This window comes from Prevotella sp. P5-64 (genome assembly GCF_002251285.1).
GTDB lineage: Bacteria > Bacteroidota > Bacteroidia > Bacteroidales > Bacteroidaceae > Prevotella.
This window is the reverse complement of sequence record NZ_NPJK01000030.1, coordinates 13283-38875: the sequence shown is the minus strand read 5'-3', so window position 1 is coordinate 38875 and position 25593 is coordinate 13283. Positions and strand designations below refer to the sequence as shown.

General features: G+C 48.5%; 22 protein-coding genes. 3 read left to right on the top strand and 19 right to left on the bottom strand.

What is annotated here, in order from left to right:
• Nucleotides 1-21 precede the first annotated feature (21 nt).
• Both mtgA and CIK87_RS05250 read left to right on the top strand, forming a co-directional pair.
• Complete coding sequence (mtgA, locus tag CIK87_RS05255) at nucleotides 22-747, top strand: monofunctional biosynthetic peptidoglycan transglycosylase (protein ID WP_022311090.1); 726 nt, start codon at nucleotides 22-24, stop codon at nucleotides 745-747.
• Nucleotides 748-765: 18 nt separating this feature from the next.
• On the top strand, nucleotides 766-3201 hold the full coding sequence (locus CIK87_RS05250; protein WP_094386102.1) for an ATP-dependent helicase: 2436 nt from the start codon (nucleotides 766-768) through the stop codon (nucleotides 3199-3201).
• Nucleotides 3202-3349: 148 nt separating this feature from the next.
• Here the strand turns inward: CIK87_RS05250 and CIK87_RS05240 are convergent, their stop codons facing one another.
• The 13 genes from CIK87_RS05240 to CIK87_RS05190 all read right to left on the bottom strand — a co-directional run bounded on the left by CIK87_RS05240 (nucleotide 3350) and on the right by CIK87_RS05190 (nucleotide 13724).
• Nucleotides 3350-4768: a DUF4270 domain-containing protein gene (locus CIK87_RS05240; RefSeq protein ID WP_094386100.1), complete on the bottom strand. Its 1419-nt coding sequence runs from the start codon at nucleotides 4766-4768 to the stop codon at nucleotides 3350-3352.
• Nucleotides 4769-4784: 16 nt separating this feature from the next.
• Complete coding sequence (locus CIK87_RS05235) at nucleotides 4785-5585, bottom strand: glycogen/starch synthase (RefSeq protein WP_094386216.1); 801 nt, start codon at nucleotides 5583-5585, stop codon at nucleotides 4785-4787.
• A 428-nt stretch (nucleotides 5586-6013) separates the two neighbouring features.
• Nucleotides 6014-6145 carry a hypothetical protein gene (locus CIK87_RS14730; protein ID WP_256388295.1) on the bottom strand — a complete coding sequence of 44 codons (132 nt, stop codon included), beginning with the start codon at nucleotides 6143-6145 and terminating at the stop codon, nucleotides 6014-6016.
• Between the two features lie 186 nt (nucleotides 6146-6331).
• Entirely contained in the window at nucleotides 6332-6757 is a 426-nt protein-coding gene (locus CIK87_RS05230) for a biotin/lipoyl-containing protein (protein WP_022311084.1), read from the bottom strand.
• An 8-nt stretch (nucleotides 6758-6765) separates the two neighbouring features.
• Nucleotides 6766-6915 (bottom strand): hypothetical protein, encoded by a 150-nt coding sequence (locus tag CIK87_RS14475; RefSeq protein ID WP_173823482.1) that lies wholly within the window; start codon nucleotides 6913-6915, stop codon nucleotides 6766-6768.
• 17 nt (nucleotides 6916-6932) lie between these two features.
• On the bottom strand, nucleotides 6933-8498 hold the full coding sequence (locus CIK87_RS05225; protein WP_022311082.1) for an acyl-CoA carboxylase subunit beta: 1566 nt from the start codon (nucleotides 8496-8498) through the stop codon (nucleotides 6933-6935).
• Between the two features lie 98 nt (nucleotides 8499-8596).
• Complete coding sequence (locus CIK87_RS05220; protein WP_094386098.1) at nucleotides 8597-9124, bottom strand: NUDIX domain-containing protein; 528 nt, start codon at nucleotides 9122-9124, stop codon at nucleotides 8597-8599.
• A gap of 9 nt (nucleotides 9125-9133) precedes the next feature.
• The gene (gene ispE, locus CIK87_RS05215; RefSeq protein ID WP_094386096.1) at nucleotides 9134-9970 is read right to left on the bottom strand and encodes a 4-(cytidine 5'-diphospho)-2-C-methyl-D-erythritol kinase; all 837 of its coding nucleotides are present in this window, start codon (nucleotides 9968-9970) and stop codon (nucleotides 9134-9136) included.
• Nucleotides 9971-10218: 248 nt separating this feature from the next.
• On the bottom strand, nucleotides 10219-11268 hold the full coding sequence (locus CIK87_RS05210; RefSeq protein ID WP_094386094.1) for an alcohol dehydrogenase: 1050 nt from the start codon (nucleotides 11266-11268) through the stop codon (nucleotides 10219-10221).
• A 69-nt stretch (nucleotides 11269-11337) separates the two neighbouring features.
• Nucleotides 11338-11751, bottom strand: a complete 414-nt coding sequence (locus CIK87_RS05205; protein ID WP_022311077.1) for a secondary thiamine-phosphate synthase enzyme YjbQ — start codon at nucleotides 11749-11751, stop codon at nucleotides 11338-11340.
• Nucleotides 11751-12227: a PaaI family thioesterase gene (locus tag CIK87_RS05200; protein WP_094386214.1), complete on the bottom strand. Its 477-nt coding sequence runs from the start codon at nucleotides 12225-12227 to the stop codon at nucleotides 11751-11753. Before CIK87_RS05200 ends, CIK87_RS05205 begins: the two co-directional genes overlap by 1 nt.
• 253 nt (nucleotides 12228-12480) lie before the next feature.
• Complete coding sequence (locus CIK87_RS05195) at nucleotides 12481-12948, bottom strand: peroxiredoxin (RefSeq protein WP_094386092.1); 468 nt, start codon at nucleotides 12946-12948, stop codon at nucleotides 12481-12483.
• Between the two features lie 17 nt (nucleotides 12949-12965).
• Complete coding sequence (locus CIK87_RS05190) at nucleotides 12966-13724, bottom strand: YaaA family protein (RefSeq protein ID WP_022311074.1); 759 nt, start codon at nucleotides 13722-13724, stop codon at nucleotides 12966-12968.
• A gap of 34 nt (nucleotides 13725-13758) precedes the next feature.
• On the opposite strand from CIK87_RS05190, the gene CIK87_RS05185 reads away from it, so the two are divergent.
• Nucleotides 13759-14085 (top strand): hypothetical protein, encoded by a 327-nt coding sequence (locus CIK87_RS05185; RefSeq protein WP_144008121.1) that lies wholly within the window; start codon nucleotides 13759-13761, stop codon nucleotides 14083-14085.
• A 55-nt stretch (nucleotides 14086-14140) separates the two neighbouring features.
• Here the strand turns inward: CIK87_RS05185 and CIK87_RS05180 are convergent, their stop codons facing one another.
• The 6 genes from CIK87_RS05180 to CIK87_RS05160 form a co-directional block, all read right to left on the bottom strand.
• On the bottom strand, nucleotides 14141-14674 hold the full coding sequence (locus CIK87_RS05180) for a methylated-DNA--[protein]-cysteine S-methyltransferase (RefSeq protein WP_094386212.1): 534 nt from the start codon (nucleotides 14672-14674) through the stop codon (nucleotides 14141-14143).
• A gap of 280 nt (nucleotides 14675-14954) precedes the next feature.
• The gene (locus CIK87_RS05175; RefSeq protein WP_158216206.1) at nucleotides 14955-17729 is read right to left on the bottom strand and encodes an AAA family ATPase; all 2775 of its coding nucleotides are present in this window, start codon (nucleotides 17727-17729) and stop codon (nucleotides 14955-14957) included.
• Between the two features lie 4 nt (nucleotides 17730-17733).
• On the bottom strand, nucleotides 17734-18882 hold the full coding sequence (locus CIK87_RS05170) for an exonuclease SbcCD subunit D (RefSeq protein ID WP_094386086.1): 1149 nt from the start codon (nucleotides 18880-18882) through the stop codon (nucleotides 17734-17736).
• Nucleotides 18883-18961: 79 nt separating this feature from the next.
• The gene (locus CIK87_RS14815; protein ID WP_371327111.1) at nucleotides 18962-19300 is read right to left on the bottom strand and encodes a 5-fold beta-flower protein; all 339 of its coding nucleotides are present in this window, start codon (nucleotides 19298-19300) and stop codon (nucleotides 18962-18964) included.
• Nucleotides 19301-19370: 70 nt separating this feature from the next.
• The gene (locus CIK87_RS05165) at nucleotides 19371-22718 is read right to left on the bottom strand and encodes an exodeoxyribonuclease V subunit beta (RefSeq protein ID WP_094386084.1); all 3348 of its coding nucleotides are present in this window, start codon (nucleotides 22716-22718) and stop codon (nucleotides 19371-19373) included.
• On the bottom strand, nucleotides 22715-25531 hold the full coding sequence (locus tag CIK87_RS05160) for a PD-(D/E)XK nuclease family protein (protein ID WP_144008119.1): 2817 nt from the start codon (nucleotides 25529-25531) through the stop codon (nucleotides 22715-22717). Before CIK87_RS05160 ends, CIK87_RS05165 begins: the two co-directional genes overlap by 4 nt.
• Between the last annotated feature and the right edge of the window lie 62 nt (nucleotides 25532-25593).

The window sequence follows — 25593 nt, the reverse complement described above, 5'->3', positions numbered from 1 at the left end:
TGCCCTTTATTTTACTCACCAATGAAAATTCTGTTTAAGTACATCCGATGGATTTCCGGTCTGTTCTTCGCCTCCACCATCCTTGCGGTCGTTTTCTACCGTTTCGTTCCCGTCTATCTTACACCTCTAATGATAATAAGGTGCGTTGAAACCGGAACATTGACGATACACCATCACTGGGTGCCGTTGGACGAAATGTCTCCCCATATGCCTGTGGCGGTTATGGCCAGCGAAGACGGGCGTTTTCTGCTGCATCATGGCTTCGATTTCGATGCCATCGAGAAGGCTGCCGTCCATAATATGACCAACAAGCACGGTCGCAAGCACGGAGCAAGCACTATCACTCAGCAGACGGCCAAGAACGTCTTTTTATGGCCGGGAAGAAGTTGGGTGAGAAAAGGTTTCGAGGTCTATTTCACGGCTTTGATAGAATTGCTGTGGAGCAAGCAGCGCATTATGGAGGTCTACCTCAACTCCATAGAGATGGGCAGCTCCATCTATGGTCTGGATGCGTGTGCCGAGTACAACTTTGGCAAGACCGCGAGCGAGTTGACGCGCTCCGAATGTGCCCTCATCGCAGCCACATTGCCCAATCCGCGCAAGTTTAGTTCCAAATATCCGAGTGCATATATGCGTAAACGGCAATCCAGGATTAAGCACGAGATGCGGTATATACCCTCGTTTCCCAAAGAGGGCGAAGACTACAATCCGCAGACAAGTTCGGGTGGAATCTATTCTACCAAATAACTGAATTACATCATACTTATGGATAAACTTCTTGACAGTCTCAATGACAGCCAGCGCGAAGCGGTGGTTTACAGCGATGGTCCCTCATTGGTAATAGCTGGTGCAGGTTCGGGCAAGACACGTGTGCTCACCTACAAGATAGCGTATCTCCTGCAGCAGGGCTACGAGCCGTGGAGCATATTGGCTCTGACTTTTACCAATAAGGCTGCGCGTGAGATGAAAGAACGTATTGGCGCCTTGGTGGGTGCCGATAGGGCCAGGTATCTGAATATGGGAACTTTCCACTCTGCCTTTGCCCATATTCTGCGCCGCGAGGCAGAAGCCATCGGCTTCCAGCCCAACTTTACCATCTATGATACCAAGGACTCGCAGAGCCTGGTGAAAGCCATAGTCAAGGAAATGAAGCTGGATGATAAGCAATATGCCCCTGCGACCATCTTTTCCGCAATTTCAAGGGCCAAGAACCGCTTGATATTGCCCAAGCAGTATGCCGACGATATCGAGTTGCGCGACAGGGACAGGTTCGCCAAAGTAGACCAGACTTATCAGATTTACGCTGCATATCAGGACCGTTTGCGCCAGGCCAACGCCATGGATTTCGACGATTTGCTCATCCATACCTACCTCTTGTTCAAAAACAACGGGGATATCTGCCGACGCTACGCCGACAGGTTCAGGTACGTGCTGGTCGACGAGTATCAGGATACCAATTCGGTGCAACAGCAGATAGTGCTGCTGCTCACCAGCGAGAACCAGAAGATATGCGTAGTGGGCGACGACTACCAGAGTATCTATGCCTTCCGAGGTGCACAGATTGACAATATCCTCAATTTCCAGCGTATTTACAAAGACGTGCATATCTTCAAGTTGGAGCGCAACTACCGTTCAACGCCCGAGATAGTGAATGCCGCCAACAGTCTGATGAAGCACAATCAGTATCAGATTGACAAGGATGTCTTCAGCAGCAACGACAATGGCGACAAGGTCACTTATCGCCAGCTCTACAGCGATAGGGAAGAGGCTGCCGTGGTGGCTAAGACCATACGCAGCATTATGCGTGACGAGGGGTGCGACTACCGTGATTTTGCCATCCTGTATCGCACCAATTCGCAGAGCCGCATCTTCGAGGAGGAATTCCGTAACGACAATATGCCTTATCGTGTCGTGGGTAGTACCGAGTTTTTCCAACGCAAGGAAATCAAGGACGTCATCGCCTATTACCGTGTGGTAGTCAACCCTGCCGACGAAGAAGCCGTCAAGCGTATCATCAATTATCCGACTCGCGGCATAGGCAATACCACGCTGCAGAAGATTATCTCTTGTGCCCAGAGTTGTGGTGTGAGTCTTTGGACTGTGCTGGGCAATCCGTTCGCTTATCAACTTGATATCAACCGGGGCACAATGGCCAAGCTCGGCGCTTTTGTCCAGCTTATCGAGGGCTTTATGGAACACCTCGCCGATAAGGATGCCTATGAGTTGGGCGATATGATTGTAAGGCAGAGCGGCGTGTTCGACGACCTCTACCGTTCTACCGACATAGAAAGCCGCTCGCGTCAGGAGAATCTTGAAGAGTTGCTTGGCAGCATCAATGAGTTTGTCGAGTCGAGAAAGGAGGAAGGCCAGGACGACCGCGTGTCTTTGCCTGATTTCCTACAGCAGGTGTCGCTACAGACCGATGCCGATACCGACGACAACGATGATGACCGCATCAGTCTGATGACCATCCATGCCGCCAAGGGCTTGGAGTTTGCCACCGTCTTTGTTGTGGGCCTTGAGGAGAAGCTGTTTCCCAGTCTGCGCTCGTCCAACTCGTTGAAGGAACTGGAGGAAGAGCGACGGCTGCTCTATGTCGCCATCACCCGTGCGCGGAAGCATTGCTATCTTTCCAGTGCCAAGAACCGCTGGATGTATTCACAGATGGAGATGACAACGCCCAGCCGCTTCATCCGCGACATATCGAGCGAGTTTCTTGATGTGGTCTCGTCGGGCCGAGGTGACTCTGGTGGCGGCGCTGCCTATCAGGGTCATGCCCGTAGTGGTTATGGTCGTAGGGATGATGATTCCTGGCAGAACTCCCGTCCGGTGGGAGGGCAGTTTGTGGCAGATCGGAAACCCAAGATTACCCGTCCGCATCAGCCCGAGACAGCTGTAGACCCCTTCTCCGAGGGCTTCAAGCAGAGGTATGTGGCGCGTGGCGGCAATCTGCGTCGACTCTCGTCGGCTCTGTCCAATGGCGGTCGAACCGTGGCCCCATCGGGTGCACCCCAGTCCGCCCCCGCGGCTCCCGATTGTGCTCTCAGCGTGGGCACAGTCATAGAGCATCAGCGTTTTGGTGTTGGTCGTGTGGTCCAGATTGATGGCACTGGCGAGAATACCAAGGCCACAGTAGATTTTGAGAACACAGGGCGCAAGCAGCTTCTGCTCAAGTTTGCCCGATATACCATCAAGTCATAATAAATAACCAAATAAGCCTAAAGACTTTCGTCTTCAGGCTTATTTGGTTTATTGCTTAGCATGGGCAAGTGCTTCTTCTTGCGAAGCCATGCTTGTTTTCTTTTCTCGTATTCCTCTCGATGACGTTCCAGGAAGTTGTCAGCCATTCTTATTTGAATTTAGAGTAGATGATGCTTATCTTGACTGGCGAGTCTGCACCGTCTGTACCCTTGACCAGTCGTGTGCTGGTCAGCGACATGTCGTGTACCACGCTGGCTATCGTCTGTCCGCCTGTGGTGGCATCTGTTCTGTACGCAATCGACACCGGTATCAGCACCACCTTGTTCCAGTCGGCATTGTTGCGGTTCTGGTTGAGATGATTGATGAGGCCCGAGATGTTGTTGAACGTATAAGAGTTGGTAGACGATGTATAAGTGGCCAGGAACGTCGACTTGTAGTCTACAATCTTGTTGTTCTCAAAGAAGGAGCGCATCTCCGACTTGGGAATGATGAGCAGTGTGGTCGGAGCACCAAGCGCATACTTGCTGGTGGTGGTGTTGTTGATGCGCTTCAGCGTAATCTTGGCAGAAGAGATATACTCTTTGTCGTGACCGGCGAATATCTGGTCTATGGGCAGGGTCATCTCGGTGAAGATTCCGGCGGGCGACTTCAGATAGGTGCAGCTGTTGTCGTTGGCCAGCTGTGCGATGTTCTGGCTGTTGGTGATGGTCGAAGTCTGCAGCACCTCTTCAGTACCGGCAAACGATACGACGCCTTTCATTACACTGTCGTTGTATACGTATTGGAAATATAGATTGAGCTGACTGCTGCCGATATAGGCCATCGAACCGAGACCACCGGTATTCTCAAAGAAGAAGCCAGGCACCACATTGTGGATGAACGTATAGTCGTTCTTGAAGTCGGCGGGATTGGCAAAGTACTTTCTCAGGATATAGGTACCATAATTCTTGTATTGGTTGCCGTTGCGGTCGGTGTATTTGTCGTTGAGCAATACACGGATGTTGGTCTGGTAGTACTTGTTGTTTCTGATGCTGTCTACCTCACTTTGGTCGTAGATAGTATAGGGTCTGCTTACCGAATAAGCATTGGACGCGATGAGACCTTCGTTGTGGGGATTATAGTCAGAGTAGTAGTTCTTACCCTCGTTCATAGGCTTGTCCATTTCGTAGACACGCATCTTCATCGGTGTGATGGAGTCGCCGTAATAGCCTGAAGGGAACAGTCGGATTTCACAAGAGTCGGCAATGATTTCGCCGTTCTCAAGACTGCGGATGCTGTCTTTCTTGGGGAAGGAGAAGCCTTCGAGGCAGTTGAACTGTATCATGCAGTCGCCGGTAACGTAGGAGCCGGTTTCGGGGTCTCTTACTTTTCCCAGGTATGCAGTGATGTTGCGCGAAAGTACCGAGCCGGCAAGTACCGAGCGGGTAGAAACAGAGAAGGTATCGGTCTTGATTGCGATGTCGGCGCCGCCGATGATGGTTTGGCCGATGTCGTCGGTGGTGTTGTCACAAGCGACGAATGTAATCAGCGAAATGAGCAGACCGAGAGTATATCCAATTTTCTTCATTGATTGTTACATGTAATTAGATGAGTGTGTCGAAGAAGTCAGTATATGCCTTGGCATAGTCTTCTCCGGGATAGCGGAGCAGGGGACGCTGCTTGTCCTCTGCATATTTGATGAGCGACTCGGTGATAGGTGTCTGGCCCTCGATTACTCCGTCGGAATAGTCGATGGCAAGTTTGCCTAACTCAATCAGGTCAAAGTGGTCATCGTATGGCTTCAGCAGTTCTTCGTTGGCCTCCTTGAACTCGAGGGTCTTCTTGAAGTTCTCGCCGAGTATGTTTTTGAGCTCGTTGGGATACAAAGCCATGGCAACCTTGGTATTGGCGAAGGTGGGCTCGTCGTGGTAGGCGGTTTTCACATAGAAAGGAATGACGGCCGACATCCATCCCTGACAAACGATGAGGTCGGGCGACCAGCGGAGCTTCTTGACAGTCTCCAGCACACCGCGGGCAAAGAAGATGGCACGCTGACCATTGTCGGTGTATTCATTGCCGCTTTCGTCCATGGCCATCTGGCGCTTGGCGAAATAGTCTTCGTTGTCAATGAAGTATACCTGTATTCTTGAAGTGGGTATTGACGCAACCTTTATAATCAGTGGATGGTCGGTGTCGTCGATGACCAAATTCATTCCAGACAGTCTGATAACCTCGTGGAGCTGGCCACGGCGCTCATTGATGACGCCCCACTTGGGCATAAATGTGCGTATCTCAAAGCCGGCGTCTTGAGTCATGCGAGGTAAGTCGCGGCCAATGACTGACATTGCGGACTCGGGGAGGTAAGGATTGATTTCCTGGTTGACGAATAGTACTTTCTTTGCCATAATATGTGTATTAATGCATTTTATGTGTTTCCACATTTGGCTGCAAAGGTACGAAAAAAAAACGGGAATAGACCCTTTTTCTTCTAAAATCAAACAAAAGCAACCCTAAAATTGGTTAATTTTCAGTTAATTGCTTGCTTTGGGCCGTTTTTGGTCGTTTCTGGAACATCAATTATAGTCGTGCGCTCCGCCTTTGCTTTCGACATGGGAATTGTGTCCGGCAGTGCAAGCAGAGGCATCGTTTCTGTGCCGGAATCCGGCGATTTTAGCATCGTGTAGGCAGAGAGCTACTCCGACGAACATAGTGTCGCGTCGTCAGCGGATGGCAGCTCTGTGCAAGGTCGTAAAGGCAACATGCTCCTGATGGCTTTATAGTTTATTTCAAACTGTGATACGGTCATTTCGCGCTTTGCAATCATTGTTTCCAATCACAATTTCTCTATTTCCAACTTCGCTTCTTCTTTATACTTGGTCGCTGTCATGATAGACTTTTCCGCCAGGCTTTCATCGTCGTCCTTCTCTGCCTCGTCTGTTATGGCGAAATCTGCCGCACGCCTCATTGCGATGCTGTCTTTCTCGTCATAGTCTCTGGTTGTCGTGACGGTTTAGAGAAATGGCTTCAGGCTTCTCATAACCAATGATATTGCTATTGCCAATATAATCACGGAGTTTCTGAAAATAAATGAAAAAAGGCATGGACAGTCTGCTGACTCTCCATGCCTCTTGGCGGTAGTATTGTTGTTCTATTATTCTACGACAACCAGTGCGTCTTCTTCCAGTACGGCCTGTCCGGGCTTCACGCAGATGGCAGTAACCTTACCGTCGGCCTCGGCCTCGATGTTGTTGGCCATCTTCATAGCCTCAAGCACTACCAGAGTGTCACCGGCCTTTACTTCCTGACCCACCTCTACACAAATCTGAGTGATGGTGCCAGGCAGTGGGGCCTTGATAGCATTGGAAGTGTTCACGTTGGTAGCTGCGGGTGCGTCGTCGGCAGCTGCCTCTACGGGCTGTCCCAGCACTACCTTCTTCTTCTCAGGCTCGGCTTCCTTTTCTATCTGTACCTTGTAGCTCTCGCCGTTTACGGTGATGTCAGCCACATTGTTCTCGTCTATAGCGGCAATGGTAACTTCGTACTCTTTGCCTTCTATGGTATATTTGAATTCTTTCATTTTGTCTGTTATGGTTTTGGTGTTACACCTAAGAACTTCGCATTCCACAAAGTGTGACGTGGCTTGATGGTAATGATACCTGGCTCCTTGTCATGCACGTTGTTGCCGCTGTATTCATAGAGTGCCATGGCGATGGCAGCATAAACATTTTTGTCCATATTCGTTTCTCCTTTGATTACATTGGCATACAGCCATGTTTCTTTGCTGGTAATGACTGCTTCTTGGTAGCCAGCTGAGCCAGACCGCGACATATACGGAAGCGGGTGTTGCGAGGCTCAATCACATCATCAATGTAACCATACTGGGCTGCCTGATACGGATTGGCAAACATCTCTGTGTATTCCTCTTCCTTCTCGGCCAAGAATGCGTTTACATCCTCGCCTGCCTCCTTCTTGGCTTTGGCCTCGCGGGCGCACAATACGGCTACTGCACCGCTGGCACCCATTACGGCTATCTCTGATGAAGGCCATGCGAAATTGAGGTCAGCACGCAGCTGCTTGCAACCCATTACGATGTGCGAACCACCATAGCTCTTGCGCAGTGTGATGGTAATCTTTGGCACTGTAGCTTCGCCGTAAGCGTAGAGCAACTGTGCTCCGTGCAGAATTACTGCATTATACTCCTGTCCTGTACCAGGAAGGAAACCGGGTACGTCTACCAGTGATACGATTGGAATGTTGAATGCGTCGCAGAAACGTACAAAGCGTGCACCCTTACGAGAAGCGTTTACATCGAGCACGCCAGCGTATGCAGAAGGCTGGTTGGCTACGATACCCACGCTCTGGCCGTTGAAGCGAGCAAAGCCGGTGATGATGTTCTTGGCGAACTTGGGCTGAACCTCAAAGAAATCTCCGTTGTCGGTAATGGCTGTGATGACCTTGTACATGTCGTAGGCCTGGTTGGGGTCCTCGGGGATAATCTCGTTGAGCAGGTCGGCCTTGCGGTCAATGGGGTCGTCGCACTCGCATCTAGGTGCTTCTTCCATGTTATTGGAAGGAATGTAAGACAGCAGTGCCTTAATCATATCCATGCACTCCTCCTCGGTCTTTGCGGTAAAGGTGGTCACACCACTCTTGGTGGCATGTACGCTGGCACCTCCCAGATGCTCGGCGTCAATGTCCTCGCCTGTAACGGTCTTTACTACCTTCGGGCCGGTAAGGAACATATAGCTGGTCTGCTCCTTCATGATGATGAAGTCGGTAAGAGCGGGTGAATATACGGCTCCACCGGCGCAGGGACCAAGAATGGCGCTAATCTGGGGAACTACTCCTGATGCAAGGATGTTGCGCTCGAAAATCTCGCCATATCCGGCAAGCGCGCAGATACCCTCCTGGATGCGGGCGCCACCAGAGTCGTTCATGCAGATAACGGGGGCTCCCATAGTCATAGCCATATCCATCACCTTGCAAATCTTCTGTGCCATGGTCTCAGAGAGAGAACCGCCATTTACAGTGAAGTCCTGTGCATATACATACACCAAGCGACCGTCGATGGTTCCGCTTCCCGCAACCACACCATCGCCCATATACTGCTTCTTGTCCATGCCGAAGTTGTGGCATCTGTGGAGCTTGAACATATCGTACTCCTCGAAGCTGCCTTCGTCCAAGAGCATGTCTATACGCTCACGAGCTGTATATTTGCCACGTGCATGCTGCTTTTCGATTGCCTTTTCGCCACCTCCAAGACGTGCTTGCTCGCGCTTCGCAATCAGCTCTTTGATCTTTTCTACTTGTTTACTCATAATCGAATATCTTATGTTTTCTATTGTCTAAACTCGTGCAAAGTTACTAATAAACATTCAAATCAGAGAAAAAAAACATATTTTAATTCATTCCGTGGTTATTTTCTCTTATGATGAACGAGGTAAGGTTGGAGATAAGTGACGTATTCGCTTTCAAAGTTAGGAGTCAAGATGCCGTTACCGATGGCTTGCTCTATCTCATGGATGCTCCAGTATCTACCTCCGTCGAGCTCGTCGCGGTCAGGGACAATCGTGCCGCGATAATGGCACAAATAGACGTTGACCAACTCGTATTCGGTCGTGCTTTCGTAGGCGTAGCGGGTGACGAACTCCGGCACAAAGTCGCTTATACCTATCTCTTCTTTTACCTCTCTGCGTAGGGCGTCTTCGATGTGTTCGCCCAAGTCAACATGACCTCCGCATGCGGTGTCCCATTTTCCAGGCTGGATATCCTTCCATTCGGGACGGCGCTGGAGGTATATGTCCCCGTTGTCATTGATTACGTGCAGATGGACCACTGGGTGGAGTATCTTGCAGCCATCGTGGGCGTGGCCTCTGGATATGGTGCCGAGGAAGTGGCCTTCTTCGTCAACGATGGGGAACAGTTCGTATCGATTGTCTTTCATTGTCGTGTCTCAGAGCTTGTCAAAGAAAGTGAACATGCCATCGAACGCACGACCGATGTCAACCTTGCGGTCGAAGATGCCAAAGAACGCACTGCCGCTGCCACTCATCTGTGCATAGATGGCTCCCTCCTGATACAGGCGCTGCTTGATGTCGGCAAGTTCGGGATGCAGGGCAAATAGCGGTTTCTCAAAATCGTTTGTGAGTTCGTCGCGCCAAGTCTCGATGGGCTGTCTGACAATGTCGCGACAACACTTGGCTGGCATTTGTGGGACAATGTGGGCAAAGGCTTCCTTCGTAGAGATGGCAATGTCTGGTTTGACGATACCTATGTAGTAGGTTTCAAGCGCATCCCATGGCCCGTCGGTCGGTTCGAGTATCTCTCCGATACCCGTGGCATACGACGGCTCGGCTGTGATGAAGAATGCGCAGTCGGCACCCAATCTGGCTGCATAGCGCTCCATCTCTGCATTGCCCATATTCAACCTGAACCGCTCGTCCAGCAGACGTATCATGTAAGCAGCATCGCTCGAGCCACCTCCAAGTCCTGCCTGAGATGGTATCTGTTTGAAGAGGTGGGCGTGGATGCGTGGAAGGTCGTAGTCCTGGGCAATCAGGTTGTATGCCTTGACTACCAGATTGTTTTGCTCGTTACAGGCAACGGGGATACCATAGATTTTGAGGTCGCATGCAGTGTCTATGGGAAATTCGTCATCCATGCGTTTGATTTCCAAGGTATCGGTGAGCTTAGTGGGGTAGAACACCGTCTGGAGCTCATGATACCCGTCGCTCCGCTTGTTTACAATATTGAGACCAAGATTAATCTTGGCGCAGGGGAATGTAATCATATCGCAATCATAATTATTAGCGTTGCAAATTTAGTTAAAAATAATTATTCGTACGCTTGATATGAGGAAAAAAGTGTTGATGGATACCCTAAAAAGTCATTTCTCCACATCTTGCCCAGCCTCCTCTGCGGATGTTATAGTGCTTATGGGGCGGGGTGATATCAAAGAAAAGCCGCAATGTACGACCAGGGTACATTGCGGACATAATCTTGCGGCAGCCGAGGACAGCCCCCCGGACTATAGAGCGGTCAACGCTCACAGTCGGGGCTATAAATCGCTACTTTTATCACGCCCTCTTCCTTGTTTTCGAATATCCGGTACGCCTCTTCTATCTCGCCGAGGGGGAAGCGATGAGTGATAAGCGGCGTGGTGTCAATCTTGCCTTGCTCGATGAGACGGAGTATCTCTTCGCAGTCGCATCCGTCTACGCCACCGGTCTTGAAGGTGAGGTTTTTGCCATACATATCAGGTAGGGGCAGGGTCTGAGGTTCGTCGTAGAGTGCCACGACAGTGACAATGGCATTGGGACGAGCGCATTTCCAAGCCAGCGCGAAGGTATTCTTGCCTCCAGCCACTTCCAGCACTCTGTCGGCGCCACCGTTGTCGCTATGGAATCTTACGAAGTCCTCGCAGTCTTCGGGAACGGTAAGCAGCACATCGGGGTAATGCTCCTTAACAAAGGCGAGGCGCTCTTCCGACTTGTCGCACACGATGATGCGCTTGGGGTGCTTGAGCATGACGCAGAGCAGTGTGCAAATACCGGTTGGGCCGGCTCCGATGATGAGCACGGTGTTGTCTTCGGATATTTCGCTGATACGTGCAGCCCAGAAGCCAGTGGCAAGTATGTCGCCAGTGAATAATGCCTGTTCGTCTGATACGCCTTCCGGAATGCGGTTTAGCCCTTGGTCGGCCAGCGGAACGCGTACATATTCGGTCTGTCCGCCATCTATCCTGCATCCCAAGGCCCAACCGCCATTGGGTGAGGTACAGTTGTTCACGTAGCCATGCTTGCAGTAGAAACACTCACCGCAGAACGTCTCTACGTTGACCGTGACGCGGTCGCCGACCTTTACTTTGTTCACATCCTTGCCCACAGCCTCGACCACTCCCACCATCTCGTGGCCTACGGTGATGCCCGGAACGGCTCTCGGCACGCTGCCGTGCTTGATGTGGAGGTCGCTGGTGCAGATGCTGCTCAGCGTTACTCTCACCAGAGCGTCGGTAGACTCCTGTATCGATGGTTTCGGTTTCTCGGTCAGGGCAAATCTGCCTTTTTCGATATATGTATATGCTTTCATTATTTAGTAGATGTTTGAGTTATCTGTTCTTCTATGTTGGTGGCATGGGTCTACAGCTCTCTGCTATACCTATTCATATATAGTAGCCACAATCCGCCGCGGCCCACCATAGTCTCTGAACTCGCAGAGATAGATGCCCTGCCACGTACCGAGGTTGAGCCTTCCGTCGGTGATGGGGATGCTGAGGCTGACGCCAAAGAGCGAACTCTTGGCATGGGCCGGCATGTCGTCGGCACCCTCCAGCACATGGTCGTAGTAAGGCTCGTTCTCCCTGACGATGTGGTTCATGATTTTCTCCATATCCGAGCGCACGTCGGGGTCGGCATTCTCATTGATACTTAGTGCGCAGGAGGTGTGCTTGACAAAGAGATTGAGCAGCCCGGCCTTGGGGAGCGGCTTGGGCAGCCTGTCGATGATTTCGCGGGTCACGAGGTGACATCCGCGGTGCTTGGCGGCGAGCGCAAATTCCACTTGTTGTATCATTACTCTTCGCCCTCCACTTTGCATGATACGAAGTGCATGTCACTTTCAGCCTTCTCGCGAGGGAAGGAAAAGTAGGTGCAAGTGGCTTCGGTGCAGATGTTGCCGGCCGAGTCGGTGAGCGTCGCGTCGATGACGACGATGTTGCGCCTCTGCTCGCGTATGTGTGCCCTGATGGTAAGCTCCGTGTCGTCTGTCGATATTGGCCGCTTGTAGCGGGTTTCCATTTTCGATGTCACACCGGTGGTCTGCAGCTTGCGCATGACCACCCAGCCGCATACTTCGTCGAGCAGCAGCGCCTGTATGCCTCCATGCAGGGTGTTGAGCCACCCCTGATAGTTGGCTGATGGCTTCCACTTGCTTATGATGTCCTCTCCGTCCTCATAGAAACAGAGGTGTACGCCGAAGGGATTGTCTGGGGCACAGCCGATGCAGTTGTAGCCTTCCATACCCGTCCATGGGTTTATAATCTTTTTGATGTCCATAATGCTTTTTGTTAGAGTTGGTTACGGCGCCATTGTCTCAGCCGCTCGCATGACATGCAATATGCCCTCAAGGGTTTCGTTTGCCTTTCCGCAGCGCACGTTTGCGTTTGTCGAGATGGCTGCTCTCCTGTTTCCGCTCGCTTATGCTGCCACGGCGACGGACTTGGTCATGACGAAGGCTAACTCGCCATGCCCATTCAGGCAGACGATGACAGAAGCCACCACCGACCGCCATCGCTGGGCGATGCTACTCGGCGGCATTGATAGCGTCAAGTATCTGCTCGGCGTGTATTTTGGTCTTGATTTCCTTGGGAGTGAAAATCTTTTCGATGATGCCCTCTTCGTTTACGAGATACGTAGTACGCAGGATGCCGATGGTGTGACGGCCACAAGCTACCTTCTCGCCCCAACAGCCGAGCTGCTGCAGCAGGGTGGTCTCAGTGTCGGCAATGAGAGGGAACTGCAGGCCGTGGGCATCGGCAAACTTCTTCTGGAGAGCTTGCTTGTCCTTGCTTACGCCGATAATCTCGTAGCCGGCGGCAGCCAGCTCTTCCTTGTGCGCTTGCAGCGAACAGGCTTCGGCTGTGCATCCGCTGGTGTTGGCTTTGGGATAGCTGTAAAGCACTATCTTGCGACCGCGATAGTCGCTCGCTTTAATTTCGTGTCCGTCTTGGTCTATGCCAAGAATCTCTGGAATTTTATCTCCTATAGTCATGGTTGTGGTGTATTGGGTTATAGTTCTCTGACGAAATGGGGGAAGGCCTCGTCGCCCATGTGGGGCGCGTATTCGAATCCTTCGTAACTGAATGTGGTCAATTCTGCAGGGCTGACCAGTTGGTTGTTAGCTATGTATCTTACCATTGCTCCACGGCACGACTTGGCCCACACGGCCTGCATCTTGAGACGGCCGTCTCGCTGTCGCACATAGAACAAGGGATGGATGACTCTTACCTCCTGGCAGACTCTCTTCCAGTCGAACAGATGCTCATATTCTTCGGTCGAGAGGTGTATCAGAATACCGTCGTCCCTCTTCACGCTGTCTATGATCACCTCTGTCAGCCTGTCTTTCCAAAACTGATTGACCGGCTTGTCATTGGTGGCATCTAATGATACACAATGCTCCATGCGATAGGGCACGATACCATCCATGGGACGAAGTATGCCATAGAGAAAGCATGTTATCCAGAGGTGTTTCTGCGCATATATCAGCGCTTCTTCGCCCAGTGAGGCAGCTCTGAGGTGCTTGTATGCCTGCCCGTTGTAGGCAAGTATCGCTGGGAGCTTGGTCGCCCTGGCATAGGCGTGATATCGCTTCAGGTTTTCGGCAGCTATCTTGTGGCTGCAGTCCAGTTGGCGTGCCAGTTCGTCCACGTCCATTCTCGCCATTTCGGCAGCCAGAGTGTCGGCGGTCGATTGGAAGAGTGGGGTAGTGAGAGGTGGTCTCTCCGCCTTATCAAACATGATTTTTGCATTGGCCAATAGTATCTGCATATTCTCTCGCGTGTTCTTTGGATTTTATTTGGGTATGCCCGAAGTCAGCCATACAGGGCTGCAAGTCATCGGTGCATGCACCGAAACTTCGTTCGGCAATACCTTTTTACAAAATTCTAAAAAATCCTTGAAATATGCAAGCAATATGGCCAAAAACTTGACCTATACCATGAAAGATGTCTTCTGCGCCGTAAGGCAGTTCCTGTCACAGCGATGCCAATTCTATAGTATAGTCATCGTAAAATCAGTTTCACAAGGCGAAACTATGAATTCAGACCCGGAACCGATTATTTCGCAGCCTGAAAGAAATAATTCCAACCCCCATTTCCCCACAAAAGCCATCGCGGTAAGTTTGGTTTAGTTTGGCAATAATTTATGGGTGATAAAAGACAATATGAGTTGGCATTTGCTTGGCGTCACAAGTATGGCTGCGTGAATGACTCTCGACGCTCCAACTCCAGTAGTTTCTTCTTGGCATCCAGTCCGCCGGCATAACCGGTCAGAGTATGGTTGCATCCGATTACTCTATGGCAAGGAACGAGGATGGAGATGGCATTGGCTCCGATGACCTGTGCCACCGCTCTCACGGCATTCGGTTGACCGATGCCTACGGCAATGTCCTTGTAGCTTCTGGTCTCTCCGTAAGGAATGTAGGGCAGTGACAGCCACACTCGCTTCTGAAACTCGGTTCCGCAGAGATGCAATGGGATGTCAAAGGTCATGCGGCTTCCTGTGAAGTATTCATCCAGTTGCCCCATGGCCCGTTGTATAACATTCGAACTGCGTCTTGTAAATTGTACACGCATCATCCGCATGACTCGTCTCATATTGCGCTCAGAACAAGGCATGTCGTTCCAGTCGCATAGGCACAATTCATCATCAACAGAAGCCAATACCATCTCTCCGCAAGGCGACTTATAATACTGTAAACAGGCTACGCCTTTTTTCATATTAGTCATTTTATAGTTGTAGTGGGCTGCTAATAGTCTCAATGTGGTTGATAATTATGCGTAATAACCGTAAATGAACAAGCCTTATTGGCATTCGCCTCTAGAGTTATTGGTATAAGTTCCAAGCATACATCAGAAAGACTTTTAGATGCCTGTTGCTAAACAAGTCTTTTATAGAAACAACCTAGTCTTTATCCTGTCGTTTCAGTGTCTCGGTCTCATATGATAATGTCTTGACCATAATTATTCTTTTAAATGATGATTTTTATTAGGAAGCTGGTCAATACTTATAACTGATTTGACTATAATTCTGATTGTCCTTGGAAACAATAATCTGCCGGTCAATCTTCTTGAGCTCAGCTACATGTGAGATGATGCCAATCAGGCGATTTTCATCAGCGAGTTCATAGAGGGTTTTGAGAGCTTGCAGAAGAGAACCGTCGCTGAGCGAATCGAAGCCTTCGTCTACGAATATGGTATCAAGTTGGATGCCTCCTGCAGCCGCCTGAATTTCGTCGGATAATCCAAACGCCAGTGACAGTGACGCCATGAATTTTTCGCCGCCCGAGAGTGAACACACATCACGTTCCGTACCATTATAGTGGTCGAGCACGTTGAGTTCGAGTCCGGTCTGGCCATTGCCGCTGAACGTGGTGCGGCGTCGAAGCTCATACTGGCCGTAAGACATCACCATCAGGCGGGTGTTGGCGCGTTGTATGATACGGTCAAAGTATGCCATCTGCACATAAGTCTCAAGATTGATGCGCTCCTTTCCTGTGAGTTTGCCATTGGCTGTGTCAGAGAGAGCCTTCTTCATCTGATACTCATGCTCCAACGCAGCAAGGTCGTCAATAGTCTTATTGACTTTTTTTATTATGCCTTCATTGATGGTCTTGTTGGCTATCAGGTGAGAAACCAGTTTGTCCTTGGTTTTCTTCTCTGCCTCAAGGCTATTTTTCATCTGTTGTGCTTTCTTTACGTTGGTTGTTGGTGCATCTTTGATTAACTCGGCCAGCTGCTCTATGTTGCCGTTGAGAGTTGCGAGCTCTTTGTCATAAGTCTGTAGTTTCTGCTTTGCGTCTTCGATGGCGTTTTCCAGTTCTATTTTTCTTTTCTTCTTATCAGATAGTATGTTTCTTGCCTTTTTCTCTGATGCGTATACTAGTTCCTTGCGAAGGGATTCCTTCTTTTCGGTCTCCGCGTTATAGGCAGTCTCTGCAGAGGATTTCTTGGCTATGAGTTGGGATCTAGTTTCTGTAAGAGAATGTAGCTTTTCCCGGTCTTCAGGCAATTCCTTCTCAAGTGTTTCCTTGCGCCTGCATTGCACATTAAGCGTAGCCAATTTGGTCTCTATAATCTTAATCTCTTCTGCGATTGCCTTTAGCTTATTGGCAATAGCTATGGTCGCGTCATTTAGATCTACCCCAGGCAATATTGTGGTAATGCGAGACGTCAATGATTCCTTCTTGGTCTGAATAGAGGCAGTCTTCCCTGCCAACTCGTTTGTAAGTTTTTCTACGTTTGCCTTCAAACGATCCTTATGCTGTTCCATCGTGTCAAGCTGGGCTTTCGTTGGTGCCTCGGGTGCCTTGACTGCTGGCAATGGATGGAGTGTAGAGCCACATACGGGACATGGAGTTCCTTCTGTAAGTTTTTCTGCCAGATAACCTGCTTGTTCTGCAATGAACAGGTCATATTTCAGGTTGTACTCCGTTTCGGCGTTCTTGTGATCCTCTTGCGCGCTTTTCACCTTTTCTTGCATAAGCGGTATTTCGCTTTTATCTGCTATATATGCCTCAATGTCTGATTTTAGCGCAGTCAGTTGCTCGCTGTCAGCATCCAATTGGGTCTTATCTGCATTATACTTGGATAGCTCGGCACCAGGTTCCTTGATGTTTTTCAGCTCCCCTTCCTTCTTCTTTATGCTTTGCTCTAGAGAGGCATAATCGGAGTTGCTTTTCGTCAGCTTATCGCTGATGTCGTTAATTTCCTTGTTCTTATCTTTCAGCCCTGCTGCAACCTTGGTCAATTCTGCGTATTTAGGCATAAGAAGTTCCATTTGGGGAATCTCGTTAGCCAGTGCATCTATCTCTGCTTGGCGGGCCTTGGCATCTTCAAATGCCTTGTCAAGTGTAGGCTTTATATTCTTTTCGCGGTTTATCTTTTCAGCGATAGCCATGTCGTGCTTCTGCTTGTTAGTAGAATAATCCTGAACTTTGTCCAATTCCTTGTCAATGTCGAAAATTCTCTGCTGCAGCACTTTGCTTTCAGCCGATAGGCCCTTTTGTAGATTCCCTTCGCTTTTGATAATCTTCTCAATCAACTGGCACATGTCAACCATAGTCATTTCGTTATTCTTGACCTTCATCTTGGCGCTATTAAGTTCTGCAGCCAATTCGTTCGTAGCCAGACAAGTCGCCCCATCGACATATTGAAGGGCGCTCTTGCGTTTGTCTTGAACCTGTATGTCTATTGCATTGGTTTCTTCTTGAAGTCTTTTCTGTAAATCAAGATACACTCCTGTCTTGAAGATAGTTCGGAAAATTTCCGCTCTATCCTTAGTGTCGGCAACAAGTGCCTCCCTAAATTGCCCCTGAGCTATCATGGCTATCTGCGAATACTGCTCAAAAGTGACTCCTAAAATCTCTACAAGTTTATCGTCTACGGGAGTGATGCCAGTAATAGGTGCTTGCTTGTCAATCTGTAGCGTTGCTTCAGAGTCCTGCATAACGGTTCCTTTACCGCGCTTTTTGGGGCGCTCTTGCTTCGGAGAGCGTGTCACGGTATAATTAACTCCTCCATACTCAAAGTGCAATTGCACAAAAGTTGAGGTGTCTGGAGTTGCATATGTAGAACGTAGCATGGTTGTCTCGCGGTCTACTCCGCTTGCCTTGCCAAATAGTGCATATGTGATGGCATCGAATATAGTGGTTTTTCCTGCTCCAGTATCACCGGTTATAAGGAAAAGACCGTTAGAGCCAAACTTGTCAAAGTTGATTTCTACCTTTCCAGCGTAAGGCCCAAAGGCTGATATCGTAAGAATATGTGGGCGCATAGTATTACCGTTTATTAAAGATTTGATCGATGATGTTATTGAGATAAAGGCTTTGTTCTTCAGAGAGTGGCTGAGCATTTTGTTTCTCAAATAAATCGCCAAAAAGTTGTGCAGGATTGAGTTCCTCGACATTCATAGGTTTCCCAATGAGTGTTTGCCCTGCTCTCGTACGCTTGTTGTCATACCGTAGCTCAGTCAGTCGGTGATATATGGTTTTAAGGCGTCGCATACCATCAGGGATGTCGTCTTCATCGGTAAGGGTGATGCGTACGTATGCCTCTTGCAGGTCTGTATCCGCATAGAAATCCCTTGCCGTCAGTTCGTCGTAAGTGCCGCGCAGATCGTACCATTCGTGTAGAGGTGTAAGATACTTCTCTGTTATGTTGATGGGAGAGTTTCCATTGAACTCTATTATGGTTATTGACTTCTTGTCATTGACTTCAGAGAACGAGTACTTAAGCGGAGAACCACTGTAACGGATATTCTGTTTCCCACAAAATTGTGGACGATGAAGATGCCCGAGTGCAACGTAGTCGAACTTCTCGAAGGTTGAAGCGTCAATATTGTCGAGACCTCCAACGATAATGTCCTCTGACTCAGTACGTTCTGCATTGGTTATAAATTGGTGGGTAATAAGGATATTGCGTCGGGAGTCGTCCAGGTTCAGATGCTGGATAACATACCGCATGGCGTCATCGTAGGTCTTGATTTTTTCATGATCGTTGTCATCTGCGTAGTGTGATACAAGAGATGGTCTAATATAAGGTAGCAAATAGAATGCCACGTCGGTATCTTTGTCTTTAAGAATGATGGGCTGTATATTTCCATTATAAACAGGCGCGAGGTGGACCTTGCTTACTTCCATAATGCGAGAAGCGAAGGAGATGCGCTCGGCAGAATCATGATTGCCGCTGATGATGAATATGTTCTTACCCAGTCGGGCAAGCGAAACCAGAAAATCATCAAAGAGCGTGACAGCCTCCGCGGAGGGAATGTTCTTATCATAGATGTCGCCGGCAAGAATGATGGCATTTGGCTGCTCGGCTTCTGCGATGGTGACAATCTGTTCAAGAATGAACTTCTGTTCATCAAGCATGGAGTATTCGTTGACTCGTTTACCTATGTGCAAGTCGCTTGTATGCAATATCTTCATAGTTATTATTAATGTGTTATTTTTTGCAAAGTTGAAGAGTTTGCCCCTCTCGTCTAAATGTTTTATACGTATAATTTGTCTATCGTAGCAAATAGAAGCCGTATAAGAACACAATGCCAGCTATATTGTAAGGAATGTTAGAGAAAGCACCTATTATAGAACCAGTACGGTTGTATACGCACCCATTGCGAATGCTGCCTATATATGTCCCTGATTTGTCGTAATACTTGTCATCTTTGCAATAGCCGATGTAACTCCCTGAACGATCATAAAACTTGTCATCTCGTGTGCAGCCCAGGTAACTTCCAGCGCGGTCATAGAAACGATTAGAATCTACTCTGCCTTCATAAGAGCCATACCTATTATAGATTCTCCCATGGTCATATCGACCAATGGGAGAACCTGTGCGGTCATACATCTGCTGACTATATGCAGCAAGTGAAATCATAGAGGCAACAGTAAATGCCAACAATCTTGTGATGAGCATCTTATCTTATAAGTTTCCGCACGTGTGCTTGTACGGGATAGTAGATAAGGGTGTCAACTACATCGATGCCTGCAGCAGTCAGAGCGGCGTGGTAAGCAGATAACTGAGGATAGTATTGCTCCGTATGACTCTCCAACTGGTCGCGACGACCAGGGAAGGTCTTATAATCAATAAGAACACATTTCTCCTGATTGTCCGAAGTGTAATACCACTGTAGGTCTATCTCTCCTCGGAGCATTTGCCCAGAGGGAAGAGGGTATAGCAGTGGGCATTCTTTTTCAATACGTGTTGCCGGACCATAGGTTTGAGTCAGATAATTGTGTAGCCACTTTATAGAGGCAAGTATCTTCTCCTTTTGCTCGTCAGATACATTGCCGAATCCATAGTTGATGAGAGTCTGCGTCGTACGTAGGATATTACCATCATCATCCCCAGGTCTGTATGCGGCATAGATGTTGTGGATACAAGAACCTTTGACGGAATCGCTCTGTTCGCCCCTAAACATATCCCAATCTATGATGCGCTGGCCGGCCTCAGCAGCTTGAACATTACCAGTGAAAGCATTGCCAAAAGAAGCTATGGTGCTCGGGGATAGGTTAAGAACTTGTGCGCTGTTGATTCCAGGCGTATTTGTTGTTTGTTTGTAATATGCAGTAGCATTACCACCATCGCCTTCAGCCCCTTCCAACTCTTCTATTGTCTCTTTGTTGTCATTGCCCAAAGGTGCATCTGACCCACCATTACCAATACCAAGGTACATAGGCCATGCAGATTGTACATCTCCACGATCTTTGGTATCTTTTTGGGAAGTAAGCGAAACAAGATAATCTTTTGCTCTTGTCACGCCGACATAGAGAAGTCGCAAGGCTTCTTCCTGCGTCTGCTTTTTGATGTCTATAAACAACTCTTGATTCACGATATTTTTCTGCATCAGTTCAGGAAGTGTGCTGCTGCCTGCACCGCCTATGCCCGATGGAAAGAGGGAAATATAATGGTGGCGATTGAATATATCGGTAGCACCGTTCCCACGCTTGCAGACTTTCACTCCACAGAATTGCGATTTTGCCAGATTGCCTTCATCTCCGAATTCTTTCCATAGCTGATATAGAATTACCACAGGCCACTCAAGTCCTTTGGAACGATGGTATGTCAGCACTTTGATTGTGTTGGCAAAATTGTCGGGCTGATTGTCGGGTTTGGTAATGGCAAGGTAGTTGACAAATCCACTGATACTTGAACCGATACCCATTTGTAGACACATGTCATCATAGGTCTTTGCCATATTGACAATGGTAGAGAGATTGTGACGGCGTTGTGTGCTGTCGCCCCATTTCTCGACAATATTGGCGATATCCATCTCTTCGCAGATGGCCACGACGGTATCATAGACCGATAGCCTCTGATATCTGCGGGTTAGGTCTGTGAGTTTTTTGATGATTTCCGTGTTGTCAGGATCGAGCCAGAGGTCCCAGCCATTTTCCTCTTTAGCGTTTTCATTGACATACTTGATACGTTTCTTGAGAATGTCCTCTGTTGTAGTGTCGTTTAGCATCATTACTAGTTCGGCACGTAGCATCTTGTCTGTTGGCTTCTGCATGAAGAGCAGAAGTGTCTTGACGAGATAAACCTCAAGGCACTGCATGAGGTTGGTCTCTTCGCATGACGCAGGCAGACCAAGTTTGCGAAGCTGCGAAGCCACGGTATGACATTCACTGTTGGAGTAACAGAGTACGGCAATGTCACGATATGTTATTTCACTTGTGTCCTTGTCACACTCTTTGTGGTGAACCTTCAGCTTGCTCTCAAGCATTTTTTGGATTTTTTTCGCCAACAACTGGGCACGAGGAGCGCTTTTGTGCGTTGCTGTACGCCAGATATAGAGAGCCTGGGTATTGTCGAGGGTGTCGGTATCCTTATAATGTGGCTCGAGAGCTATCTGCTTTTCCTTAAGACCATTTTTCTTGAAAGGTTCGAGGAATATCTTGTTCGCGAATTCTACGAGTGCAGGGCGTGAGCGCCATGATTGCAACAACTGGTCTGTACCGAGATTCTTATCGCCTTGCTCTTTAATAGGTTTGCCATCTTTCGAGAATTCAAACATGGAAAGAATTTCAGCAATGAAGCGTGAATCGGAACCACGGAATCCATAGATGGCTTGCTTGGGGTCGCCGACCCAGATAGAGTGACCGTCGTTTTCGGCAATGAGCTCAGATATTCTATTGAAAATCTTGAGCTGGATAGGGTTGGAGTCCTGGAACTCATCGACCATAAGCAGACGGAAGTTGGCAGCAATATCATCTTGGACCTCCTTGTACTTTTTATCAGTGAGCATGGCAAGAAATATTTTCTCCATGTCATCAAAGGAGACTATATGGTTCTCTTGTTTGTACTTGTCAATTTCATTTTGCCAGCGAAGAGCAAGATTGAAGATGGTGTCAAGGTATTTCTCGATTTGAGGGAGATAGTCCTGGGACACAGCAGTCTCGTCATAAGCGGTCTTTGCATTTTTGTATTCTGCGCGATCATAAAATTCTTTCTTCAGAGCCTTTTCTTCTTTTCTTCTCCCATCGCCATATTCATCAAGCAACGAGCCAGTACCTACGCGTAGGTCAGCCAGGTTGCGCAGTACAATGCTCCCATTATCCTCCATTTTCTTCAACGCTGTCTGTGCTTCGGCTATTTTCTCCTTATTATTGAGCTTGGTTAGATAGCGACAGAGTTCGTTTAGGAATGTGCTGATAGTTTTCAATGCCTTATCCAATGTCATACCCGTGAAGATAGCCTTGGCCATCTTCTTGGATTCCTCAATACTCTTCTGCACATCATTAATGTCGTAATACTTCATCTTGTCAACGATGCTCTTAAGTTCTGGCAACCAGAAGAGATGGTCGGGTTTGCTGCCATTCTTAATATCGAAGGTGTCGCGGAACTCGCGGAAAACCTTGCGGTCGGCATCAGTCACTATAGAACTGATGGATTGGCTCATATAGAAATCCTGGTTCTGGTCTGATATGGCTTGTATGTCTGCGCCGTAGCTCAGAAGATACCAATACTTTCGGATGAAGCGGAAGCTGATGGCATGCACCGTGCCGATGTACGCATTGTCGAGTTGGGTAGCCTTATTGATACGAACAGTGGCATCGATGAGATTGCCATTCTTGTCTTTAGCATTGAGGATCTCCTTGCGCGCCTTCTCGCGGAATTCGGCAGCAGCTATCTCGGTGTAGGTAGTGAGTATTACCTGTGACGGTTCCAGCCCTTCTTGCGTGAGCAAATGGGCGAGGTCGGTAGTGAGGCGATAGGTCTTGCCACTGCCGGCGCCTGCATTGATAAAAGTGATATTTTTCATTTTAATCGTCCTTTCATTAGTGGATAAGTTGTCTCCGTCTCATTGAGCGGAGTGTCGTTTTTAGAAAACTCGTAGGTCTTTGTGAAAAGCATTTCTGGTTTAGCAGTAAAGATTTTAGGCGAATCCTTTATGATTGCATCAATAGCTGGGGAGGGGTTAACCTTGGTTGCGCGTTTTTTTTGTGCTTGACCCACCAGCAGCATTCCTCCATGCTTTATATATGCTTGCGAGTACGGGAGTTGCAGGATATCCATGCCCTCGCCTTCTTCAATCGAGCCATTCTCAATCTCATCTCTGCGTTGCTTTACAGAGTTCTCTATCTGCGTGAAGATGTCGATGCCTTGGGGCGGGTCGATGTGGTTGATGATAATCTTATCGATGTGCTTGTCTTTATAGGTCTCAAAGTCAGGGGTATCAAGTTGGCATTTGGGCATGAGGTAATATCCCACCGCACTAACCATCTTACCTGATTCTTCTAGCTCCTTGCGATACAAATCAAGCTGAAGGGCTTTGCCGTCCTTTATCTTGTTTCCGTAATAGTCAGAGTATGACCATTTCAAGTCAAAGATGACCGCTCGGCCTTCGGCGTCATTAAGCACTAGGTCTATGCGGGCGTTGAAATCACCGATGGTTTCTCCTAAGGGGTTCTCGTATTTCAACTCACAGCCTACAGGAAACAGATTGTGATGCTCCATAATCAGAATAAGAGAGTCTATGCTGCGTTTCAGCTGGTCCTTGAAGCTGTTGTATTCCATTTGGTTCTCTTTCAGTAGCAGGATAAGTCCCGTCACATTGATTGAATTCTGGAGTATGGCCTCGTAATCGTTCTTGAGTATATCTTTCATTTCGGCTATGCGACGGATGCCATCTTTGCCAGATACCCGACTCACCAAACTTTGTACGACATGATGGGCCACTAAACCTTTGGCTTTTTGCGGGCTTACCGTATCGTTCTTCGAAGACTTGCCAAGATGGGCAATATAATCGACAGTATAGTCGAAGGGATAGTTTATCAGTGTATCGATACTGGTGTTACTTTCGCTTCTTTGAGCGGGATTAATCTTTCCCAGATCATACTGCTCCTTGGGAGACGGAATGCTTATTTCCTTTTCTTCCGACATCGGGAGATTAATCTCGCCTTCCGAGAGTTCAAGATTGTCTCCCCGTAGCATCTTCAGCTCTGCAACAAGTGGATGCTCTGCCAACTTCTGGTTGTGGTGATACTCCGAGGTGACGAGAATCACAGACTCTTTCACCTTAGAGATGGCACATACCATTTCCTTGCGGTTGAACTCAAGTATATTCTTGAGAGTGGGAATTGACACCCGGTCTTGACTATCCAGCCATTGGCGTTCTGCAGCACTCAGAAATTCATATTGGTCGGCTCTTTGGTCTGCTTCGGAGCAGTCCAGCCAGACGAGCTTCTTCGGTGTGTCTACCAGTTGTTCATAACTGGAGACAACCTCCAAAGCTCCCACTTGTGCATGGGCCTGAGTCATAGCTGTGGGCTGGTAGATGGTGCGCACATGCTTGTCCAGGTCTGCATAGGATATTTTCTCGGCTCCACCCAGTATGCATGCGAGCTGTTTGAAGAACACTACTACATTGCCCAATTGTGACTTGAGAGCGTCGTCTTCGCAAATGCCGCTGTTGGCATACCTGTTGGCCCATCCGCTAATGTCACCGATATAGTCTTTGAGTATTTCGACGGGGATATCCTTTCCTTCTTCAATCGATTTGTCCGTTATATATTTCAGGAGTTCGGCTTTGGCTTTTCTCTCTTTCTTGTCAAGCGATGTAGCGTTATCATCGGTCTCAATATAGTCGTATATCGTTTTGTCCCATAGTGTGCATACATTGTTGCGCTTAAGTGCTGCAGCCTCATTCTCGTCAGATATGTCATTCCAGTCGATTTCACCAAATCCTCCGTTTGTTGCCAGGATATAGGCAAGTGCCGAACGTAGTTTGCGGGGCACTGGTCCCACCGGCAATTGCAGGTAGGAGAGGACGTCGTTGATATTCAGCGGACGCGAGAACAACGACATTGCAAGTTTGAACAGTTGCAGCGTCAGGGGATTTGCCTCTTCGATGTTTGCATTCAGCAAGGGCTCTCCCCAAGCGAAGAGTGAATGATTGAGAGACACATTGTCACGATTGATAATGACACAATCTTTGTAGTCTTCCATATTTGCAGCCACCTGGCGATAAACATCAGTGAGGTCCTTGTAATGTTTGATCTTAATTTTCAGGTTGTCGGGAATCTGCACGTTGTCAGGGTATTCGGCGAATACGGCATTGCAGGCTTCCAGCACTTGCTGCACTACAAAGGGCAACTGCTCCTTAGCACAGCGACAATCGATGGTGTCATTATCTTCTATTATTCGCTGTTTCTGTGATAGGATAAGCAGGTCGTGCCAACGGTCGGCATCGCCTTTCATATCTCCTTTCCATGTAGATTCGATGTTGGCAAGCAGTTGCAGCTTGGGCTTGTCGTCGTCCACATCGGGAGCCGCCTCCCATCCCGCCATAATCAGCGCGTCGCGCCATTCGAGCAAGCGCTTGGCCACACCCAGGTTGTCGTTGGTGAACGCGGTTTCGATTATCGTACCCTTTGCCCACTTTGCAACATGTGCGAGATAGGCAGCAGCACGCTCACCGTCGGAGGCGAACTGGCCACTCAGACCATTATACAGAGACAGATGCTCAAGCATTCCTTGAATGCCGACTATTTGAGTCCCTAGGATATCTTGGGAGTTAGGTTCGTGGCTTTTATAATAGCCACGGTCAAATGAAGGATGGAAGATGATTCTCATTATTGTATTATTGTTTTTGAAGGTTGTTAATTTACTTGCAAATTTAGTGTTTTTTTTGACAT